The following is a 16,098-nucleotide window of genomic DNA, read 5'->3' on the forward strand; positions in this document are numbered from 1 at the left end:
CGACGAGTCCGCCCGACCTGGCAGCATTGGGGGGTGACAGCAGCAACGCACTCCACTCTTTTCCCGCAGGTCCCGGAGACGGCCGACGCGGTGCTCGACGGGCTCGACCCGGAGCAGCGCGAGGTCGCCCTGGCCCTGACCGGCCCGGTGTGCGTGCTGGCGGGAGCCGGCACGGGCAAGACGCGGGCGATCACCCACCGCATCGCCTACGGGGTCCGGTCGGGCAGACTCCAGCCCGCCAGCGTGCTGGCCGTCACGTTCACCAACCGCGCCGCGGGCGAGATGCGCGGCCGGCTCCGGCAGCTCGGCGCGGGCGGTGTCCAGGCCCGTACGTTCCACTCGGCGGCCCTCCGCCAGCTCCAGTTCTTCTGGCCGAAAGCCGTCGGCGGCGATCTGCCCCGGCTCCTGGAGCGGAAGATCCAGCTGGTCGCCGACGCGGCGGCCCGCTGCCGGGTCCGGCTCGACCGGAACGAGCTCAGGGACGTCACCGGCGAGATCGAGTGGGCCAAGGTCACCCAGACCGTCCCCGCCGACTACCCGGCCGTCGTCGCCAAGTCCCTCAGGGACGCCCCCCGCGACCCGGCCGAGATCAGCCAGATCTACGCCATGTACGAGCAGCTGAAGCGCGACCGCTCGGTGATCGACTTCGAGGACGTGCTGCTGCTCACCGTGGGCATCCTCCAGGACCGGCACGACATCGCCGACCAGATCCGCAGCCAGTACCAGCACTTCGTGGTGGACGAGTACCAGGACGTCTCCCCGCTCCAGCAGCGGCTGCTCGACCTGTGGCTCGGTGACCGCGACAACCTCTGCGTCGTCGGCGACGCCAGCCAGACCATCTACTCGTTCACCGGCGCCACCCCCGACCACCTGCTGAACTTCCGCACCCGCCACCCCGGCGCCACCGTGGTCAAGCTCGTCCGCGACTACCGCTCCACCCCGCAGGTCGTCCACCTCGCCAACGGGCTGCTGAGCCAGGCCCGCGGCCGGGCCGCCGACCACCGTCTGGAGCTGATCTCCCAGCGCGACCCGGGCCCCGAGCCGGTCTACACGGAGTACGCCGACGAGCCCACCGAGGCCGAGGGCACCGCCCGCCGCATCCGCGACCTCATCGCCGCCGGCGTCCCGGCCGGCGAGATCGCCGTCCTCTACCGGATCAACGCCCAGTCCGAGGTCTACGAGCAGGCCCTCGCCGACGCCGGGGTGCCCTACCAGCTGCGCGGCGCCGAGCGCTTCTTCGAGCGCCAGGAGGTACGGGAGGCGGGCATCGCCCTGCGCGGCGCCGCCCGCGCCGGGGGCAACGACTCCCTCCTCGACGACGCCGACGACCTCCCCGCGCAGGTCAGGGCCGTGCTCTCCACCAAGGGCTGGTCGACGAGGCCGCCCGCGGGCTCGGGCGCCGTCCGCGACCGCTGGGAGTCCCTCGCCGCCCTCGTCCGGCTCGCCGAGGACTTCGCCCGCGCCAAGCAGGGCGCCACCCTCTCCGACCTGGTCGCCGAGCTGGACGAGCGGGCCGCCGCCCAGCACGCCCCGACCGTCCAGGGCGTCACCCTCGCCTCGCTGCACGCGGCCAAGGGCCTCGAATGGGACGCCGTCTTCCTGGTCGGCCTCACCGAGGGCATGCTGCCCATCACCTACGCCAAGACCGACGAGCAGGTCGAGGAGGAACGACGCCTGCTGTACGTCGGTGTCACCCGCGCCCGGCTCCACCTCACGCTCTCCTGGGCGCTCGCGCGCTCCCCGGGCGGCCGGGCCTCCCGGCGGCCCAGCCGCTTTCTCAAGGGGCTGCGGCCCGGCTCCGGGTCCCTCGGCACGGTCCCGTCCGGCGGGTCCGGCTCCTTCGAGCGGGGCTCCGGTGCGGCAGGCCGGCGCAAGCCGCGCGGCCCCGCCCTGTGCCGGGTCTGCGGGACGACCCTCACCGAGGCGGGCGCCATGAAGCTGATGCGCTGCGAGGACTGCCCCTCGGACATGGACGAGGGCCTCTACGAGCGGCTCCGCGAGTGGCGCTCGGAACAGGCCAGGGAACTCGGCCAGCCGGGCTATTGCGTGTTCACCGACAAGACGCTGATGGCCATCGCCGAGCGGGTCCCCGCCACCGGCGGGGAGCTCTCCACGATCTCCGGCGTCGGAGCCCGCAAGCTGGACCGCTTCGGCGCCGATGTCCTGGCCATCTGCGCAGGTGAGGACAGTGGGGCAGGAGTGGACGAGGACTGAGGAAAACTCGTCGGAAAAATAGTTTGCGCCTGCCCCGTCAAGCCCCATAGGTTCTTAACCACGACAACAGCGGCTTCTTCGAAGCCCTGTCTTCGTGCTGTACTTGTCCAAATAAACATGAGGGTCCGGCTCACACCCGAACCCTCCGAGACGCCGAGAGGAGGCGAATCCAGTGATCAGCTACACCATCCAGACCAGCTCCGCCAGCACCGTCAGCTTCGTCAGCACCGCCAAAATGACCGATCGCTCGGCCGCCTCCGCCTGCACGCTCGGCTTCTCCGCCGCTGCGCTCCTTGGCACCGGTCTGCCCGCCACCGGTCTGCCCGTCGCCGGTATTTCCGGTCTCGGTGAGGCTGCCCGGAAGCTGCGCAATGAGCGACCGACCAAGGCACTGGAAGCAGTAGAAGCAGGCAAGGCCACGGTCTATGGCTTTGCGGCGACCGGTGCCGGCAAGCAGCAGACGACGACGCACCACCACAAGATGTGGGCCTTCCGTGGGCTCGAACCCTGGAGTGATCCAGTCTGATCCTTGATCAGACCGGCGCCTTCAGGGCCGCGGAACCCCACCCGGGATCCGCGGCCCTTCTGTTTGTCCCCGAACGGGGAGGACACGAAGGCGCCTCGGGACAGCACCACCCGGTACCAGCCGAAAACCCGGTCAACCGGCCGGAAACGACCAGACGAGGAAATACCGCCGTGCAACTCGAAGCGCACGCCCCGTCCGTACCGCCTTCCGACTCGATCCCCCTGCCCGGCCTCACGGAGGACCCCGCTTTGATCCCCCTCACCGCGCTCACCGCGCTCGACGACGCCATCGAGAACCTCGGCGTGCCCGTCCCCTGTCGCGCCTACGACCCGGAGGTCTTCTTCGCGGAGTCCCCGGCCGACGTCGAGTACGCGAAGTCCCTCTGCCGGACCTGCCCGCTCGTGGCCGCCTGCCTCGCCGGCGCCAAGGAGCGCCGCGAGCCCTGGGGTGTCTGGGGTGGCGAGCTCTTCGTCCAGGGCGTCGTCGTCGCCCGCAAGCGGCCCCGTGGCCGTCCGCGCAAGAACCCGGTCGTCGCGGCATGAGCGCCACCGGAACCATCGACCGCCCCCTCACGCACGATCCCCAGAAGCAGGCCCCGATGACCTCTTCCACCAGCGAGCCCGCCGGCTTCGCGACCTCAGTCTTCTCCCCCTCCGCCGCGCCCGTCGCGCGTCAGAACAGGACCCGTGAAATGCAACTCGCCCCAGAAGCCCTGGCTCGTGCTCATATGCACGAGCGACAGCGTGAGGCCGACGCGGAACGCCAGGCCGTGCGCCTGGTCGCCGCCCGGCGCATGCAGCGCCGCGCCGAGCGCGTCTCGCTGCGCGCCCGCCGCGCGCTCGCCATGGCCGTCATGCACTGAGTCCGTACCCGGACCGACAGATCCCGCGCCCCCCAGGGGCGCCCCCGCGGGGGCCCGTCCGAACGGACCGGCCCCCGCGGTGCGTTGTCGGGTCGGCGGGGCTTCGTCGGGTTATCGTCACAAGGGTGAACGACGCCCGTACCCCCGAGGGCCCCCTCGCCTGCGCGCGCTGCGGCAAGACCTCCGAGACCCTGCCGCTGACCTGGACCTGTTCCGTGGAGAACGGCCGGCGCAGCTACTTCTGCGAGGAGTGCGCCCGCGCCAACATCCGCTCGATCGAGGGCCGCCTCGACTCCTCCTGGTGGTGAAGGCCGCCCCGGCCCGGCCCCCCGCCCCCGCCCCCGGCCCTGCCCCCGCCCCGGCCGGGACTAATCGGCGGCGGGGGCAGGCACGAAGCCCGGCAGCCACTCCGCCAGCTCGTCCCGCAGCCGTACCGTCGCGTTGAGCTGGCACAGCACCCCGATCGTGCTCAGCGTCACCCGGTGTATCAGCAGGTACGAGGGCGGCAGGTTGAGCTGCTTGCCCAGCTGGTGGGCGGGGGAGCGGGGGTCGGCGATCCGGGCCGCCTGGGTGCGCATCCAGCCCCGGGTGAAGAGGAAGGACTCCGCCTCCGCCGGTTCGATGATCGGCAGCAGGTACTCCAGGACCGCGTCCGGGTCGAGCGCGACCGACTCCTTGACGAAGCCCTCCGTCCGCAGCGCCCCGTAGACACCGTCGGCGTCACCGGCGAGCGTCATCCGCAGGCAGGTCCCGATCGTCTCCGGCAGCCCGCCCGGCAGCCGGTCCACCGTGCCGAAGTCGAGGACCCCGAGCCGCCAGCCCTCCGGCCCCTCGTCCTCGTCGGCGCCGGGCAGCAGCCGGAAGTTCCCCGGGTGCGGATCGGCGTGCAGCAGCCCCGTGCGCGCGGGGCCGGAGAAGAGGAAGCGGGCCAGCAGCTGACCCGCCCGGTCCCGCTGCTCCTGCGTGCCGTCCGCGATCACCTCCGCCAGCGGGATGCCGTCCATCCACTCGGTCACCAGGACCTGGTCCGCCCGGTGCACCACCGCCGGCACCCGCACATCGGGATCGTCCGCGAACTCCTCCGCGTGCCTCTGCTGCGCCGCCGCCTCCAGGCCGTAGTCCAGCTCCTCGGAGACCCGGTCCCGCATCTCCGAGATCAGCGGCTTGATGTCCATGCCCGGGATCAGCGGACCGAGCAGCCGCGCGAATCGGCTCAGCTGCGTCAGGTCCGAGAGCAGCGCCTCCCCGGCACCCGGGTACTGCACCTTGACCGCGACCTCGCGCCCGTCGTGCCACACGGCCCGGTGCACCTGGCCGATCGAGGCGGCGGCGGCCGGCTTGTCCTCGAACTCGAGGAACAGCTCCCGCCACTCCGCGCCCAGCCGCTCCTCCAGGACCGCGTGGACCGTCCGCGTCGGCATCGGCGGCGCAGCGTCCTGAAGCTTCGTCAGCGCCGCCCGATACGGCCCGGCCACCTCCTCGGGGAGGGCCGACTCGAAGACGGACAGCGCCTGTCCGAACTTCATCGCCCCTCCCTTCAGCTCACCGAGGACCTTGAACAACTGCTCGGCGGTGCGCTGCTGGAGCTCGCGGGCGACCAGCTCGGCCGATCTCCCGCCGATCCGCTTGCCCAGGCCCCAGGTGGCCCGGCCCGCGAAGCCCAGCGGCAACGCGGCCAACTTGGCGGTCCGGGTGACCGCCTTCCGGGGAAGATCAGACATACGCCCCTCCAAAACCCAGACTGCCGTGCCGCGCAGGGCCGTTACCCCGCCATTGTGTCCTGCGCGCCTCCGACCGCCGAGGCGCGCTCCCCCTCTCCCGCGCGCGCCGCGCCGCAGGGGCAGGCCGGATGGGGTCTCAGCCGCTCCGCCCGCCACTCCAACAGCGGCAGCGACGCCTCCCAACGGGTGCCCGTGCTCGCCGGGAGGTCCCCGTCCAGGAACACCAGCGCGTGCGCGGCGGCCAGCCCCGCCACCGCCGTCGCAAGCCCCAGGTCGCAGGCGGGCAGGGGGTGCGGGGCGCCCGAGCGCCACTGGGCGAGCAGCCGGGGCCAGTCCGGCTCCCCGTCCGTCCGCGCCTCCTGGAGACATCGCGCGCAGGCCGTGCCGCCGGGCAGCACGAGCGGACCGACCGTGCCCGTCGCCTCCAGGACCCCCGCGTACAGATGGGGGGTGCCGGTGGCGACCCACCCTCCGGCCGGGAGGGGATCGGGGACGTACGCCCCGAGTCCGTCCCTCGGTGTCACCACGACGAGTGAGAGTCCGGTCCCGCCGCTCCCTTCACCCGGTCCGCGGCCGGGCGCCGCCCTGCCCGGCCGGACCGCGGCGGCCCGGCCCCTCCGCCAGCCGCCGACCAGGCGTCGCGCCGCCGTCGCCCGCCGCTCACCCACGGCCTCGGGCGGAAGCCCGCCGGGGGACGTCTCCCAGGGCTCGACCCGGCCGGAGTCCAGCACCTCGACCGTGCCCACTCCGGCTGCCGACAGCAGGGCCGCCACCGTCGTCCCCACCCGTCCGGCGCCCCGGACCTGGACGCGCAGGGCCCGCCGGGCCGCCAGCGTCCGCGCCGCCCGGTCCGGTTCGGGATGGACCACCGAGAGCGAGGCCAGATCGGCGCGGAGCGGATCGAGGGCGGTGTCCCGCGCCCCGGCCGCCGGACCCGTCCTCCCCGGTCGCCCGGCCGCCGCGTCGGAGAGCAGCCCGGCCGACTCCAGCCGCCCGAGGAGGGCGTCGAGGTGTCCCTCCGGCAGGCCGCGTGCCCGCGCCTCGGCCCGCAGCAGTTCGACACCCCGGGTGCCGTCCAGGAGTCCCAGCACCGCTCCCGTCCCGGGGTCGACGGGGTCGAGCACCACCGCGTGCGCGGGGGTGACCCCGAACTGGAGGCGGCGCAGCCCCCGCCAGGCCCGCCGCAGTGCCGGTTTCACCATCGGATGCATTCGTCCCGCCCCCGCCCTCGTCCCGTACCGCGCATTCATGATCGAAAGCCTCATGATCGACAACGGCTCTTTCGCCGTCCGTGGTGAGAATGCCCCGCCGTCGTGACGGGCGCCGAAAGTTGTCCACAGGCGAGGGGAATAGTCATTCAAATGGTGCGCGGTGGGGTCGGATCGTTCCCGAAACCACTCCGGAGGCGGGACTTCCCCCGTCGGCAGCGGGTAACGTCGGGGCCGTGCCCGCCGACCCACAGCGCAGCGTGACCGACAAGCCGCACCGCGGTGCCGGGACGAGTGCGGTCGAGGTCCGCAGAAGCCCGCGGCGGAGCAGGACCGTCTCGGCCTACCGCGAGGGCGACCGGACCGTGGTGCTCATCCCGGCCCGGATGTCCGAGGCGGAGGAGCGCCGCTGGGTAGGCGTCATGCTGGACAAGCTGGCCGCCCAGGAGAGCCGGAGCGTCCTCGGGGACCGTGAGCTGACCGAGCGCTCACTGCGGCTCTCGGAGCAGTACTTCGGCGGCCGGGCCCGGCCTTCCTCCGTGCGCTGGGTCACCAACCAGAACTCCCGCTGGGGCTCCTGCACCCCCTCCGAAGGCAGCATCCGCCTCTCCCACCGGCTCCAGGGCATGCCCGAGTACGTCGTCGACTACGTCCTCCTGCACGAGCTGGCCCATCTGCTCGTACCGGGCCACGGCCCGAGGTTCTGGCGGCTCCTGGAGGCGTACCCCCGCACCGAGCGGGCCCGAGGCTATCTGGAGGGTGTGGTGGCCGCCGAGCGGCTGCCGCATTTGCCCGCCGCTCGCGAGGAGTGACGCCCCGGGTACGCGCGGGAGTGGATTTCCCGATTCCGTACCGAAAACGACCTGGCCTGTCTCAATGTCGCATACAGCGGTTAGCCTGGCGCGAGCATTCGCCATTCGGGATGGGGGACGGTCGTTACGCATGGCCAGGGAATTCCAACGCGGCCACAAGGCCAAGATCAGTGATCTGACCGCAGGGACCGATCTGTACGTGGGTGTGCAGATCGCGGCGCCCGGACTGACCTTCGACATCAGTTGCTTCGGTCTCGACGCCGAGGAGCGGCTCTCCGACGACCGCTACTTCGTCTTCTTCAACCAGCCGAAGACGCCCGAGGAGTCCGTGCAGCTGCTGGGCGCCCAGTCCGGCGACACCGAGTCCTTCCGCGTCACCCTCGACCGCATCCCCGCGAACATCCACAAGCTGTCGTTCACCGCGACCATCGACGGCGCCGGCCAGATGTCCCAGGTCGGCCCCGGCCACCTGCGGATCGTCGCGGGCGGCGAGGAGGTCGCCCGGTACGCCTTCACCGGCGCGGAGTTCACCACCGAGCGCGCGGTGATGCTCGGCGACTTCTACCTCAAGGACGTCTGGCGCTTCGCCGCCGTCGGCCAGGGCTTCGACGGCGGACTGGACGCGCTCCTGCGCAACTTCGGCGGCGAGGTCGCCGAGGAGGAGCCCGCCGTCCCGCAGCAGCAGGCCCAGGCCCCCGGCTTCGCCCCGCCGCCGCAGTCGGCGGCCCCGCCGGCCTTCGGCGCGCCCCCGGCTCCGGCGCCCGCGCCCGCCTTCGGCGCCCCGCCCGCACCCGCGCCGCCCGCACCCGTGCAGCCGGTCCACACCGCGCCCACGATGGTGGCGCCGCTGGCCCCCGGCCCGGTCCCGCCGCCCGCTCCGGCCCCCGCCCCCTACGGGCAGCAGCCGCCGCAGCAGTACGGCCAGGTCCCGGGTCAGCCCCCGGGCCAGTTCCCCGGGCAGGCCCCCGGCCCGTACCCGCCGCAGGGCCAGCCCCCGTACGGGCAGGCCGCGCCCGCCCCGTACGGGCAGCAGCCGCCGCAGCAGTACGGGCAGCAGTCCCCGGCGTACGGGCAGCAGCCCGGTGTCCCGCAGGGTGTCCCGGCGGGAGGAGCGGGGCTCGCCGCCGCGCTCGCCCCGTACAAGGAGACCGCCACCGGCGCCCGCTGGACCCCGCAGAACCAGCAGCTCATGCGGGTCGACCTCGCCATGGGCGGCGTTCCCGTCCTCGCCCGGCAGGGCTCCATGGTCATGTACCAGGGCAAGGTCGACTTCGGGTACAAGGGCGCGGGCTTCGCCGGCCGGATCGTCGGCAACGCCACCGGGCAGGAGATGCAGCTGATGCGCTGCACCGGCCGCGGACAGGTCTTCCTCGCGGAGGAGGGTGCCCATCTGCACCCGATCGAACTCCAGGGCGACGGGATCTGCGTCTCCGCCGAGAACGTCCTCGCGTTCGACGAGACCCTCCAGTACGAGGTGCGCCGCATCGAGGGCCACGGCATCCCCGGCGGCGCCCTGTTCACCATGCAGTTCCAGGGCACCGGCACCGTCGTGGTCAAGACCCGCGGCATCCCCGTGGTGCTGCCCGTCACGCCGACCACCTTCGCCGACTGCAACGCCGTCGTCGCCTGGTCGTCCGCTTCTCAGGTCATCCTCTCCAGCCAGGTGCGGCTCCGCCGCAACGCCTACCCCGGCCACAGCGGAGAGACCGTGAACCTCCAGTTCCGCGCCGCCCCCGGCAACTTCATCGTCGTCCAGCCCTACGAGGTCTGAGGGAGCCCGAAGTCATGAACCAGCAACTCGCGGGCTACGCCCCGACCCCCGTCGCGGCCCGGATGGAGAACCACGGCCGCACCATGCTCAAGGTGGCCATGGCATCCGGCCAGGACCTCTACGCCCGGACCGGCTCGATGGTCGCCTACGAGGGCTTCATCACCTACGAGCCCAACCCGCCCGCCGTCCGCCAGGTGGCCCAGCAGTGGGCCACCGGCGAGGGCGCGCCGATCATGAAGTGCACCGGCGACGGACTGCTCTACCTCGCCGACTACGGCGCCGACGTCGTCGTGATCAACCTCCAGGACGACTCCCTCTCGGTCAACGGCACCAACCTCCTCGCCTTCGACGCCCACCTCCAGTGGGGCGTCGAGCGCGTCAAGGGCCTCGCCAAGTTCGCCGGCCAGGGCCTGTTCAACGTGCAGATCGCCGGTACCGGCTGGGTCGCGCTGACCTCGCGCGGCACACCGATCGTCGTCGACTGCGGACGCGGCGAGGACGAGACGTACGTCGACCCCGACGCGCTCGTCGCCTGGTCGCCGACGCTCAAGGTCAAGGGCAAGCGCAGCTTCAAGGCCTCCTCGCTCATCGGGCGGGGCAGCGGCGAGGCGTACCAGATGGCCTTCTCCGGCCAGGGCATCGTCGTCGTCCAGCCGAGCGAGGACAGCACCGACCGCCTGCCGGCCCGGGGCTGAGGGAGAGCGAGAACACATCATGCAGAGCCCGCTTTTCAACCACGCCGAGCAGCAGAGCCAGGAGCGGTACGTCGTCCAGAACCCGCAGCTCCTGCGGATCACCCTCACCGGGCAGGACGACATCCTCGCCCGCAAGGGCGCCATGGTCGCCTACCAGGGACTCGTCGACTTCGACGGCGAGTACCAGACCCCGAACCAGCGGCGGGCCCACGCCCGCACCGGTGAGGGCCTGGACCTGATGCGCTGCTCCGGCCAGGGCACGGTCTACTTCGCCAACCTCGCCCAGTACGTCCACATCGTGGAGGTCGAGCAGGAGGGCCTGACCGTCGACAGCGGCTACGTCCTGGCGCTCGACTCGACCCTCCACACCGAGGTCATCGCCGTCGACAGCCAGTACGGCATCTCCGGCTCCGGCAAGTACCAGCTCAACATCTCCGGCCGCGGCAAGGTCGCCCTGATGACCTCCGGGCAGCCGCTGATGATGCACGTCACGCCCGACAAGTACGTCAACGTCGACGCGGACGCCATCGTCGCCTGGTCCACCGGGCTGCGCGTCCAGATGCAGGCCCAGACGACCAACTCCAGCGTCCGCCGCCGCCGCGGCAACACCGGCGAGGGCTGGGAGCTGAGCTTCCTCGGCCAGGGCTTCGCGCTCGTCCAGCCCAGCGAGGTCATGCCCCCGCAGCACGCGGCCATCGGCCAGGGCGTCGCCGCCCAGTTCGGCGCGGGACAGCACGGCGCGCACGGCCAGAACCAGAACAACGCCTGGAACTGAGCGCGCGTGAGGGGGCGGCCGCCACGGCGACCGCCCCCTCAGCCGTGTCCGAGGCGCCCGCCCGCGTCCACGGCAGCCGCCCGTGGCTACGACAGCCGGGCCAGTGTGCCCTCCACCAGCCGGACCACCGAGGTGTCCGCCACCCCCGCCACCTCGTCGTACGCGAACCAGCGCAGGTCCAGCGACTCGTCGCTGATCTGCTCCACCGCGTCCGCCGGGGCGAGCGCCGCGTACTGCACGTCCAGGTGCCAGTGGCAGGGCGCCGGGATCGGATGCCGGTCCAGCCGCACCGGACCGCCCGGCAGCAGGGTCAGACCCGCGATCCCGGACTCCTCCGTCGCCTCGCGCAGCGCCGCCGCCTCGACCGTCGGATCGCCCTCCTCGCAGTGACCGCCCATCTGCAGCCACATGCCCAGCTTCTTGTGCAGGGTCAGCAGCACCCGCCCGCGCGCCGGATCGACCACCAGCGCACTGGACGTCAGATGCCCGGCCGTGCAGGGCTTGTACATGCCGTCCGGGTGGGCGGCGAGATGCTCCAGATAGGCATCGCGCAGCTCGGGTTGGCCCTCGTACCCCTTCAGGACCAGGACCGCGTCGTCGAACAGACTCACTCCTTGCCGTCCCCGTCCTCGGGGGCGTCGCCCTTCGCCGCCTCGCCGAGCATCTTGTCCAGCTCGGAGAAGTCCAGGTGCTCCCGGTGCACGAAGCCGTCCGGGTCGTCCAGGTCGGTCGCCGTCGGCAGCATGTCCGGGTGCTCCCACAGCCCGTCCCGGCCGTCGACCCCGCGCGCGTCGGTCAGCGAGGCCCACAGCCGCGCCGCGTCCCGCAGCCGCCTCGGACGCAGCTCCAGACCGATCAGCGTCGCGAAGGTCTGCTCGGCGGGACCGCCCGAGGCCCGGCGCCTGCGCAGCGTCTCGCGCAGCGCGTCCGCCGAGGTCAGCCGCGACTTGGCGGCCTCGTGGACCACCGCGTCCACCCAGCCCTCGACGAGCGCGAGCGCCGTCTCCAGACGGGCCAGGGCCGCCTTCTGCGCCGGGGTGTCCTCCGGCTGAAACATGCCCTGCTGGAGGGCCTCCTGAAGCTGCTCGGGGTGCGTCGGGTCGAGCTGGCCCACCGCCTCCTCCAGCTTCGAGGTGTCGACCTTGATCCCCCGCGCGTACCCCTCGACCGCGCCGAACAGGTGCGCCCGCAGCCACGGCACGTGCGCGAAGAGCCGCTGGTGCGCGGCCTCGCGCAGCGCCAGGTACAGCCGCACCTCGTCGGAGGGCACGCCCAGGTCCTTGCCGAAGGCCTCGATGTTCAGCGGAAGCAGCGCGGCACGCCCGGCCGGGCCGAGCGGCAGACCGACATCGGTCGAGCCGACGACCTCACCGGCGAGCGCGCCGACGGCCTGCCCGATCTGCTGGCCGAACATGGCGCCGCCCATGGAGCGCATCATGCCGATCAGCGGACCCGCCATGGCCTGCATCTCCTCCGGCAGGACATCGCCCATCGCCGCGCCGACCCGCTCCGCGACCGGGTCCACGAGCTGCTGCCAGGCCGGCAGGGTCGCCTCGACCCACTCGGCGCGGCTCCACGCCACCGCCGTGTTCGACCCGGAGGGCAGCGAGGTGACCTCGTCCAGCCACAGGTCGGCGAGGCGCACGGCCTCCTCGACCGCCGACTTCTCGGCCGGGCCCACGCTGGCGTCCTTGGTGCCGTCGGCGGTGCCCTGGGCCACCACCTGGCGGGCGATCTGCTTGGCCATGTCCCAGTTCACGGGACCGCCCTCGTAGCTCAGCATCTGCCCGAGCTGCTGGAAGGCCGCACCCAGGTCGTTGGGGTTCAGCGAGCCGAACATCGCGGCGAACGGGTTGTCCGCGCCGCCCGGACCGCCCATGCCCGGCAGCCCGCCGAAACCGAACGGGTTCGCCCCGAACGGGTTGCCGCCCTGGCCACCGGACCCCTGGCCACCTCCGGCGGGGTCCTTCTTCTTGCCCTCGTCGCCGTTCTCCGGCTCCTCCGGCGGAAGGCCGAATCCGAATGGGGTGTCACTCACAGGTTTCCTCGGCTCGTAGGGCCGCCGGCCTCCTGCCGACGGCGACTGCCCGACCAGGCCTGTGTCAGACAGACCCGCACACCACCAGCGTAGACATCCGAGCCGGAAATGGGCTCGGTGCTCCGCCGGGCCGTGCCCTGCGGCAGGATGGACGCCACCTGGTCCGTACGCGTCATCCGCGTACGTACTGAAGACAACCGCTGGAGACGCCCGGTGAGTTCCCCAGATCCTCAGGTTCGCGGAGCGCGAAACCACTCAACCCGGTCCGCCGCGCGCGGCCCCGTCGTCGCGGTCACCGGCGCCGCGTCCGGGGTCGGTGACCTGCTGACCAGGCGCCTGGCCGCCTCCGACGAGATCAAGAAGGTCGTCGCCATCGACGAGCGCCGGGGCGAGGTCGCCGAGGCGCACTGGCACGTCCTCGACGTGCGCGACCCGGCCATCGCCGAGAAGCTGCGCGGCGCCGACGTCGTCGTCCACCTCGCGGTCGATCTCGACCTGGAGACCGACCCCGCCGCCCGTACGGCCTACAACGTGCGCGGCACCCAGACCGTGCTGACCGCCGCCGCGGCCGCCGGCGTCCACCGGGTGGTGCTGTGCACCTCCGCGATGGTCTACGGCGCCCTGCCCGAGAACGACATCCCGCTCTCCGAGGACGCCGAGCTGCGGGCGACCGCCGAGGCCACCGGCGTCGGCGACATGCTGGAGATCGAGCGCCTCGGCCGCCGGGCGCCCCGCGCGCACCCCGGCCTCAACGTCACCGTCGTCCGCCCGGCCGTCCTCGTCGGCGGTACGGACACGGCGCTGACCCGCTACTTCGAGTCGCCCCGGCTGCTCGTCGTCGCGGGCTCCCGGCCCACCTGGCAGTTCTGCCACGTCGAGGACCTGGTGAGCGCCCTGGAGTACGCGGCCCTGGAGAAGGTCGACGGCGAGTTCGCGGTCGGCTGCGAGGGCTGGCTCGAACAGGAGGAGGTCGAGGAACTCTCCGGCATCCGCCGCATGGAGCTGCCCTCCGCCGTCGCCCTCGGCGCCGCCGCCCGGCTGCACCGGATCGGGCTCACCCCGTCCCCGGCGGGCGACCTCGCCTACACGATGCACCCGTGGGTGGTGAGCGTCGGACGGCTGCACGACGCCGGCTGGCGGCCGAAGTGGACGAACGAGGAGGTCCTCGCCGCGCTCCTGGAGGAGGCCGAGGGCCGCCACACGGTCGCCGGCCGCCGCTTGGGCCGCAAGGACGCCACGGCGGCCGGCGCGGCCGGCGCGACGGTGGCGCTGCTCGGCACGGCGGCGCTGGTCCGCCAGATGCGGAAGCGGCGCGGGATCTGACCGCCGGTCGAAACCGCTATTCCGGCTTCACGCGCGCGTACGGCACGATGGGTCCATGGCACACACGCACGACCACCCCGGCGAGCAGGCCGCCGCCGACCCGATCAAGCTCCTCGCGATCCGGGAGACCCCGCTCTCCCTCGACGAGGTCTTCCGGGCGGTCGGCGACGACGCCTCCGGCGGCACGACGCTCTTCGTCGGCACCGTGCGCAACCACGACGGCGGCGCGGACGTCGACGGGCTCGGCTACTCCAGCCACCCGACCGCCGAGGCGGAGTTGCGCCGGGTCGCGGAGAAGGTCGTCGCGAACTACCCGGTGCGCGCGCTCGCCGCCGTCCACCGGGTGGGTGATCTGGTCGTCGGGGACATCGCGGTGATCGTCGCCGTGTCCTGCCCGCACCGCGGCGAGGCCTTCGAGGCCAGCCGCATGCTCATCGACGACCTCAAGCACGAGGTCCCCATCTGGAAGCACCAGACGTTCTCGGACGGCACGGAGGAGTGGGTCGGGGCTTGCTGAGCTTCCGCCCGTAGCCTGGGGCCCCGGCCGAAGGCTGGGGGAGGGGCGGCGCTTGCTGAGCGCCGCAAGTCGACGCGCCGACGGCGTGTAGCCGAACGCCCGATTTGCGTAACCGGCCCCCAAGCGCCAGCGTTGACATCACAGATGAAACAGTCTGCTGATCAACTCACTGGGGATGGGAGGTCGGGATGGCAGCGCTCGCCTGGTTGCTGATTCCGCTTTTCGCAGTCGTCGGCGCGGCGATATGGGGAAGCTGGGCTTCGAGGAACAAGACCATAGGTGACGTGGCCGAACTCGCCGGCTACGCCCGCTTCCGGGACGCGATGGAACGCGCCCACACCACGACACCGGATTCCGCTCGGCCGGAGCGCGAACCGGCCACGACGGCCGCCACGGTCACCACCTCGCCGTAGGGCCGACGCGGGCCGCCTCGTACGGACCCGCCCCAGGGGTGCACCCACAGGCGAGTCCCGTACTGTCGTTCCATGCCACGCCGCACCGCGACGATGCTCGCCTCCACCCTGGTCCTGATCTGTCTGCTCATCGCGGGCGTTCTGATCCCGGTGCCGTACGCGGAGATGAGCCCGGGCCCCACGGTCAACACCCTCGGTGAGGCCAGGGGAGAGCCCGTCCTGCACATCTCGGGACACAAGACCTACCCGACCGACGGCCACCTCAACATGACGACGGTACGCGTCACCGGCGCGGACTACCGGATGAACGCCGTCGAGGCCGTCTACGGCTGGCTCGCCCACGACAACGTGGTGGTGCCGCACGACACCCTCTACCCGGGCGGGAAGACCGAGGAGCAGTCGAGCCAGGAGAACGCCGAGGAGTTCAGCCAGTCCCAGGAGAGCGCCAAGGTGGCCGCCCTGGACGAGCTGGGGATCCCGGTGGTCTCCCGGGTCGTGGTCGGCGCCGTGGTCAAGGGCTCGCCCGCCGAGGGCAAGCTGCACGCGGGCGACGTGATCAAGGCCGTCGACGGTGTGCCGATCACCGCGCAGGCGGATGTCGCCAAGCAGGTCGTCAAGCGGAAGCCGGGTCAGGACGTCGAGTTCACGATCGTCCCCGCCAAGGAGGCCGCCGCGGCCGAGAAGGCGCGCAAGGAGCCGACCGTCACCCGGAAGGTGGTCATCACGACCACCACCTCGGAGGAGGGCGACCGGGCCGTCGTCGGCATCCAGGCCGGGACCGACCACGTCTTCCCGTTCACGATCGACATCAACCTGGCCGACGTCGGCGGACCCAGCGCCGGTCTGATGTTCGCGCTCGGCATCGTCGACAAGCTCACCCCGGAGAGCCTCACCGGCGGCCGGTTCATCGCCGGCACCGGCACCATCGACGACGCGGGCGAGGTCGGCCCGATCGGCGGCATCGAGATGAAGCTGGTGGGCGCGCGCGACGCCGGCGCCCAGTACTTCCTCACCCCGGCCGACAACTGCGAGGCCGCCGCCGCCGACACGCCCGACGGCCTCACCCTGGTGAAGGTGAACACCATCGACGACGCCACGAAGTCCCTGGAGAAGCTCCGCACGGGCGACACGAAGTCCCTGCCGAGCTGCTCGAAGAGCTGACCACGGTTACGCCGAAGGGGCGCCCGCCGGACCGGCGGGCGCCCCTTCGGCGTATCGCAGGG

General features: G+C 72.4%; 17 protein-coding genes. 13 read left to right on the forward strand and 4 right to left on the reverse strand.

Translation table 11 applies throughout. The features are described 5' to 3' along the window. Window positions 1–33 precede the first annotated feature (33 nt). The 5 genes from V4Y03_RS22750 to V4Y03_RS22770 all read left to right on the forward strand — a co-directional run bounded on the left by V4Y03_RS22750 (window position 34) and on the right by V4Y03_RS22770 (window position 3,910). Window positions 34–2,214, forward strand: a complete 2,181-nt coding sequence (locus V4Y03_RS22750) for an ATP-dependent DNA helicase UvrD2 (protein WP_317877367.1) — start codon at window positions 34–36, stop codon at window positions 2,212–2,214. A gap of 172 nt (window positions 2,215–2,386) precedes the next feature. Then, entirely contained in the window at window positions 2,387–2,740 is a 354-nt protein-coding gene (locus V4Y03_RS22755) for a hypothetical protein (protein WP_332436123.1), read from the forward strand. Between the two features lie 170 nt (window positions 2,741–2,910). Then, window positions 2,911–3,282 carry a WhiB family transcriptional regulator gene (locus V4Y03_RS22760; protein WP_317877369.1) on the forward strand — a complete coding sequence of 124 codons (372 nt, stop codon included), beginning with the start codon at window positions 2,911–2,913 and terminating at the stop codon, window positions 3,280–3,282. Continuing rightward, window positions 3,279–3,602 carry a hypothetical protein gene (locus V4Y03_RS22765; RefSeq protein ID WP_332436124.1) on the forward strand — a complete coding sequence of 108 codons (324 nt, stop codon included), beginning with the start codon at window positions 3,279–3,281 and terminating at the stop codon, window positions 3,600–3,602. Before V4Y03_RS22760 ends, V4Y03_RS22765 begins: the two co-directional genes overlap by 4 nt. 125 nt (window positions 3,603–3,727) lie before the next feature. Beyond that, entirely contained in the window at window positions 3,728–3,910 is a 183-nt protein-coding gene (locus tag V4Y03_RS22770; protein ID WP_317878925.1) for a hypothetical protein, read from the forward strand. Between the two features lie 60 nt (window positions 3,911–3,970). Here the strand turns inward: V4Y03_RS22770 and V4Y03_RS22775 are convergent, their stop codons facing one another. Both V4Y03_RS22775 and V4Y03_RS22780 read right to left on the reverse strand, forming a co-directional pair. Next, entirely contained in the window at window positions 3,971–5,323 is a 1,353-nt protein-coding gene (locus tag V4Y03_RS22775) for an ABC1 kinase family protein (protein WP_332436125.1), read from the reverse strand. Between the two features lie 41 nt (window positions 5,324–5,364). Continuing rightward, window positions 5,365–6,534 (reverse strand): ThiF family adenylyltransferase, encoded by a 1,170-nt coding sequence (locus tag V4Y03_RS22780; protein ID WP_332436126.1) that lies wholly within the window; start codon window positions 6,532–6,534, stop codon window positions 5,365–5,367. Between the two features lie 233 nt (window positions 6,535–6,767). Here V4Y03_RS22780 and V4Y03_RS22785 point away from each other — a divergent pair, with 233 nt between their 5' ends. The 4 genes from V4Y03_RS22785 (at window position 6,768) to V4Y03_RS22800 (ending at window position 10,584) form a co-directional block, all read left to right on the forward strand. Beyond that, a complete protein-coding gene (locus V4Y03_RS22785; protein WP_317879004.1) occupies window positions 6,768–7,343 on the forward strand; it encodes a M48 metallopeptidase family protein in 576 nt (191 codons plus the stop codon). A 130-nt stretch (window positions 7,344–7,473) separates the two neighbouring features. After that, window positions 7,474–9,114 (forward strand): TerD family protein, encoded by a 1,641-nt coding sequence (locus V4Y03_RS22790; RefSeq protein ID WP_332436127.1) that lies wholly within the window; start codon window positions 7,474–7,476, stop codon window positions 9,112–9,114. Between the two features lie 14 nt (window positions 9,115–9,128). Then, the gene (locus V4Y03_RS22795) at window positions 9,129–9,809 is read left to right on the forward strand and encodes an AIM24 family protein (RefSeq protein ID WP_317878015.1); all 681 of its coding nucleotides are present in this window, start codon (window positions 9,129–9,131) and stop codon (window positions 9,807–9,809) included. Window positions 9,810–9,828: 19 nt separating this feature from the next. After that, window positions 9,829–10,584, forward strand: a complete 756-nt coding sequence (locus V4Y03_RS22800) for an AIM24 family protein (RefSeq protein ID WP_317878014.1) — start codon at window positions 9,829–9,831, stop codon at window positions 10,582–10,584. A gap of 86 nt (window positions 10,585–10,670) precedes the next feature. Here the strand turns inward: V4Y03_RS22800 and V4Y03_RS22805 are convergent, their stop codons facing one another. After that, window positions 10,671–11,195 carry an NUDIX hydrolase gene (locus V4Y03_RS22805; RefSeq protein ID WP_317878013.1) on the reverse strand — a complete coding sequence of 175 codons (525 nt, stop codon included), beginning with the start codon at window positions 11,193–11,195 and terminating at the stop codon, window positions 10,671–10,673. Next, complete coding sequence (locus V4Y03_RS22810) at window positions 11,192–12,622, reverse strand: zinc-dependent metalloprotease (protein WP_317878012.1); 1,431 nt, start codon at window positions 12,620–12,622, stop codon at window positions 11,192–11,194. The genes V4Y03_RS22805 and V4Y03_RS22810 overlap by 4 nt, the downstream gene beginning before the upstream one ends. 213 nt (window positions 12,623–12,835) lie before the next feature. Here V4Y03_RS22810 and V4Y03_RS22815 point away from each other — a divergent pair, with 213 nt between their 5' ends. The 4 genes from V4Y03_RS22815 to V4Y03_RS22830 all read left to right on the forward strand — a co-directional run bounded on the left by V4Y03_RS22815 (window position 12,836) and on the right by V4Y03_RS22830 (window position 16,036). Beyond that, entirely contained in the window at window positions 12,836–13,945 is a 1,110-nt protein-coding gene (locus V4Y03_RS22815) for an SDR family oxidoreductase (RefSeq protein ID WP_332436128.1), read from the forward strand. Window positions 13,946–14,000: 55 nt separating this feature from the next. Next, complete coding sequence (locus tag V4Y03_RS22820) at window positions 14,001–14,462, forward strand: molybdenum cofactor biosynthesis protein MoaE (RefSeq protein WP_332436129.1); 462 nt, start codon at window positions 14,001–14,003, stop codon at window positions 14,460–14,462. A gap of 284 nt (window positions 14,463–14,746) precedes the next feature. Then, window positions 14,747–14,875, forward strand: a complete 129-nt coding sequence (locus V4Y03_RS33935) for a hypothetical protein (protein ID WP_442809815.1) — start codon at window positions 14,747–14,749, stop codon at window positions 14,873–14,875. A gap of 72 nt (window positions 14,876–14,947) precedes the next feature. Next, entirely contained in the window at window positions 14,948–16,036 is a 1,089-nt protein-coding gene (locus V4Y03_RS22830; RefSeq protein WP_317877783.1) for a YlbL family protein, read from the forward strand. Window positions 16,037–16,098 lie beyond the last annotated feature (62 nt).

The sequence above is a fragment of the Streptomyces sp. P9-A4 genome, from assembly GCF_036634195.1.
In the GTDB taxonomy this organism is placed as follows: Bacteria; Actinomycetota; Actinomycetes; order Streptomycetales; family Streptomycetaceae; genus Streptomyces.

Coding starts and splice junctions, on each gene's coding strand:
- V4Y03_RS22765 (WP_332436124.1), top strand. CDS start 3,279: ATGAGCGCCACCGGAACCATCGACCGCCCCCTCACGCACGATCCCCAG.
- V4Y03_RS22775 (WP_332436125.1), bottom strand. CDS start 5,323: ATGTCTGATCTTCCCCGGAAGGCGGTCACCCGGACCGCCAAGTTGGCC.
- V4Y03_RS22780 (WP_332436126.1), bottom strand. CDS start 6,534: ATGCATCCGATGGTGAAACCGGCACTGCGGCGGGCCTGGCGGGGGCTG.
- V4Y03_RS22790 (WP_332436127.1), top strand. CDS start 7,474: ATGGCCAGGGAATTCCAACGCGGCCACAAGGCCAAGATCAGTGATCTG.
- V4Y03_RS22795 (WP_317878015.1), top strand. CDS start 9,129: ATGAACCAGCAACTCGCGGGCTACGCCCCGACCCCCGTCGCGGCCCGG.
- V4Y03_RS22800 (WP_317878014.1), top strand. CDS start 9,829: ATGCAGAGCCCGCTTTTCAACCACGCCGAGCAGCAGAGCCAGGAGCGG.
- V4Y03_RS22820 (WP_332436129.1), top strand. CDS start 14,001: ATGGCACACACGCACGACCACCCCGGCGAGCAGGCCGCCGCCGACCCG.
- V4Y03_RS22830 (WP_317877783.1), top strand. CDS start 14,948: ATGCCACGCCGCACCGCGACGATGCTCGCCTCCACCCTGGTCCTGATC.